General features: G+C 70.3%; 3 protein-coding genes. All 3 read left to right on the top strand.

All coding sequences use genetic code 11. From position 1 onward, the window contains the following. Positions 1 to 370 (top strand): LysM peptidoglycan-binding domain-containing protein (locus EIO00_RS23825; protein WP_206664250.1); only part of this gene is annotated, 370 nt, incomplete at its 5' end. A gap of 195 nt (positions 371 to 565) precedes the next feature. After that, the gene (gene nrdR, locus EIO00_RS23820; RefSeq protein ID WP_140182665.1) at positions 566 to 1,039 is read left to right on the top strand and encodes a transcriptional regulator NrdR; all 474 of its coding nucleotides are present in this window, start codon (positions 566 to 568) and stop codon (positions 1,037 to 1,039) included. 83 nt (positions 1,040 to 1,122) lie between these two features. Continuing rightward, positions 1,123 to 3,942, top strand: coding sequence for a vitamin B12-dependent ribonucleotide reductase (locus EIO00_RS23815; protein ID WP_140182663.1), 2,820 nt, complete (start codon positions 1,123 to 1,125; stop codon positions 3,940 to 3,942). The last annotated feature ends 148 nt before the right edge of the window (positions 3,943 to 4,090 follow it).

The raw sequence follows: 4,090 nt of genomic DNA, 5'->3' as shown, positions 1-4,090 counted from the left end.
GGCCGCACGCCCCGCCGCAGGGCGCCCCGGCGCCTCCCGGCCCGCGCCGCGCCGACGGCCGGCGACGCCCGTCGCCGACGCCGGGCCGGTGCGGCTCACCCGGCGGGGGAAGGTCGTGGTCGGGATCGGCGTGGCCGGGCTGATGGCGGGGTCGTTCTGGCTCGGGACGATGAGCGGAGAACGCGAGGAGACGACCCCACGGCAGGACGCGTGGGTGGTCGTGCAGTCCGGGGACACGCTGTGGACCATCGCGACCCGGGCCAGGCCCGACGCCGACCCGCACACGACCGTGCAGCGGATCATCGAGGCCAACCGCCTGGGCGGGGCGGCCGTGCGGCCGGGGCAGGCGCTGCGGATACCGGGCGGGTGACCGACGGGGGAAGGCGACACGCCGACGGGGGACCGCTGCGCCCCGTGTGATGAGGGTCTACGGCCGAGGTGATCGTTCCGGCTTGCACTGGACCCGGCCGACCCCTACGGTTGACCACAACATCTAGTAGTTACACCGATGTGATTATCCACAAGTTGTGGTCTTGTGGCGGTCTGTCAGGGGAGGTCGAGAGACGTGCACTGCCCGTTCTGCCGGCACCCCGACAGCCGGGTGATCGACAGCCGGTCCGCCGAGGACGGCGCGGCCATCCGGCGCCGCCGCTCCTGCCCCCGGTGCGGCAAGCGCTTCACCACACAGGAGACCGTGCTGCTGATGGTGGCCAAGCGCAGCGGGGTCACCGAGCCGTTCTCCCGAGACAAGATCATCGCCGGGGTCCGGCGCGCCTGCCAGGGCCGTCCGGTCGACGAGGATGCGCTAGCCAAGCTGGGGCACCAGGTGGAGGAGGCGATCCGGGCCACCGGGGTCGCCGAGATCGCCTCCCATGAGGTGGGCCTGGCCATCCTCGGGCCGCTCCGCGAGCTCGACGAGGTCGCCTACCTGCGATTCGCCTCCGTCTACCGGGGGTTCGAGTCGCTGGAGGACTTCGAGCGGGAGATCCGAGCGCTGCGCGCCGCCAAGGAGCGGGATCGGGCGGAGCGCGACGAGTGAAAAATCCCGGCCGGCGGACGAACCGGCCGTGAGACATCGTTGTTCCTGGTAGAGGGCCGACTGCGGCCTGAAGGGGGATAGTCATGACCGAAACGGTGAGCGGCTCGGCGTCCCGACGAGGCAAGAGCCGCAAAGGGCTGAAGATCAAGCGGATCTTCACCACACCGGGGGTCCATCCGTACGACCAGGTCACCTGGGAGCGCCGGGACGTCGTCATGACGAACTGGCGGGACGGGTCGGTCAACTTCGAGCAGCGCGGAGTGGAGTTCCCCGACTTCTGGTCGGTGAACGCGGTCAACATCGTGACCTCCAAGTACTTCCGCGGCGCCGTCGGCACCCCCCAGCGCGAGTGGAGCCTCAAGCAGCTGGTCGACCGGGTCGTCGACGTCTACACCGAGACCGGCAAGGCGCACGGCTACTTCGCCTCCGACGAGGACGCCGAGATCTTCGACCACGAGCTCAAGTACGCCCTCGTCCACCAGATCTTCAGCTTCAACTCCCCCGTCTGGTTCAACGTCGGCACCAACTCGCCCCAGCAGGTCAGCGCCTGCTTCATCCTGTCGGTGGACGACACCATGGAGTCGATCCTCGACTGGTACAAGGAAGAGGGGATCATCTTCAAGGGCGGCTCGGGCGCCGGGCTGAACCTGTCGCGGATCCGCTCCAGCAAGGAGCTGCTGTCCTCGGGCGGCACCGCCAGCGGACCGGTGTCGTTCATGCGCGGCGCGGACGCCTCGGCCGGCACCATCAAGTCGGGCGGGGCGACCCGGCGGGCCGCCAAGATGGTCGTGCTGGACGTCGACCACCCCGACATCGAGGAGTTCATCTGGACCAAGGCGCGCGAGGAGGACAAGATCCGCGCGCTGCGGGACGCCGGGTTCGACATGGACCTGGGCGGCAAGGACATCACCAGCGTCCAGTACCAGAACGCCAACAACTCCGTCCGGGTCTCCGACGAGTTCATGCGCGCGGTGGAGAACGACGAGGAGTTCGGCCTGCGCGCCCGGCTCACCGGCGAGGTCATCGAGACCGTCCGCGCCCGCGACCTGTTCCGCGCCATGGCCCAGGCCGCCTGGGAGTGCGCCGACCCGGGCATCCAGTACGACGACACCATCAACGACTGGCACACCAACCCCGAGACCGGGCGCATCACCGCGAGCAACCCGTGCTCGGAGTACATGAGCCTGGACAACTCCTCCTGCAACCTGGCGTCGATCAACCTGCTGAAGTTCCTGCGGGAGGACAACACCTTCGACGTCGAGCGGTTCGTGAAGCTGACCGAGCTGATCATCACCGCGATGGACATCTCGGTCACCTTCGCCGACTTCCCCACCGAGAAGATCGCCGAGACCACCCGGGCCTACCGGCAGCTGGGCATCGGTTACGCCAACCTCGGCGCGCTGCTGATGGCCACCGGGCACGCCTACGACTCCGACGGCGGACGCGCCCTGGCCGCGGCGATCACCTCGCTGATGACCGGCACCGCCTACCGCCGCTCCGCCGAGCTGGCCGCCGTCGTCGGCCCCTACGAGGGGTACGCGCGCAACGCCGAGGCCCACAAGCGGGTGATGCGCAAGCACGCCGCCGCCAACGACGACCTGCGCACCCTCGGCGAGATGGACAAGGCGATCCACGCCGAGGCCACCCGGCAGTGGGCCGAGTGCCTGACCCTGGGGGAGAAGCACGGCTACCGCAACGCCCAGGCCTCGCTGCTGGCCCCCACCGGGACCATCGGGCTGATGATGGACTGCGACACCACCGGCATCGAGCCCGACCTGGCGCTGAAGAAGTTCAAGAAGCTGGTCGGCGGCGGGTCGATGGAGATCGTCAACCACACCGTCCCGCGGGCCCTGCGCACCCTGGGCTACCCCGACGAGCAGGTGGAGGCGATCGTCGAGTACATCGCCGAGCACGGGCACGTGGTGAACGCGCCCGGCCTGCGCCCGGAGCACTATGAGGTGTTCGACTGCGCGATGGGCGAGCGGGCGATCAGCCCGATGGGCCACGTGCGGATGATGGCCGCGGTCCAGCCGTTCCTGTCCGGCGCCATCTCCAAGACCATCAACATGCCCGAGCACGCCACCGTCGAAGACGTCGAGAAGGTGTACTTCGAGGGCTGGAAGATGGGCCTCAAGGCGCTGGCGATCTACCGGGACAACTGCAAGGTCGGCCAGCCGCTCTCGGCCGCCAAGAAGAAGCAGGAGAAGCAGGAGGGCAAGGCCGAGTCCGCCCCGGTCCCGCCCCGCCCGGTCCGCAAGCGGCTGCCCAAGCAGCGTCCGGCCACGGTCACCCGGTTCTCGGTGGCCGGCGCCGAGGGCTACATGACCGCCTCCACCTACCCCGACGACGGGCTGGGCGAGGTGTTCCTCAAGCTCGGCAAGCAAGGGTCGACCCTGGCCGGGGTGATGGACGCGTTCTCCATGGCGATCTCCATCAGCCTCCAGTACGGGGTGCCGCTGGAGACCTGGGTGGAGAAGTTCACCAACATGCGGTTCGAGCCGGCCGGGATCACCGACGACCCCGACATCCGGATGGCCACCTCGGTGATGGACTACATCTTCCGCCGGCTGGCCCTGGACCACCTGCCGTACGAGAAGCGGGCCGAGCTGGGCATCTTCACCGCCGAGGAGCGCGCCATGCAGGCCAACGGCGAGGACCCGGCCGCCCTGCACACCGACGCGGAGGTCGCGCGGGAGACCCTGGCGCAGACCGCCGAGATCGCCAAGCCCGCGCCGCGTCCGCAGCCCGAGCAGCCCTCCGCCGGCGGCCGGTCCGTCATCGAGAGCCGCCAGGGCCGCACCGCCGACGACGCGCCCCTGTGCATGACCTGCGGCACCAAGATGCGCCCGGCGGGCAGCTGCTACGTGTGCGAGGGCTGCGGCTCCACCAGCGGCTGCAGCTGATCGCGACACCGCCGCCGACGACGGCGCACGCCTCCGGGGAGCCGGCCTCGCCCGCCGGCTCCCCGGCCGCGCCGTGCGGCCCCTCGCCGCGCCCGGCCCCCTCCCGCGCCGCCCGGAGGCGCGGCGCAGGCGCCGGCCGCCGTGGTCG

The sequence above is a fragment of the Thermomonospora catenispora genome (genome assembly GCF_006363815.1).
Classification (GTDB): Bacteria; Actinomycetota; Actinomycetes; order Streptosporangiales; family Streptosporangiaceae; genus Thermomonospora; species Thermomonospora catenispora.
The sequence above is the reverse complement of the archived record's forward strand: the minus strand, read 5'-3'. Positions and strand labels throughout refer to the sequence as shown.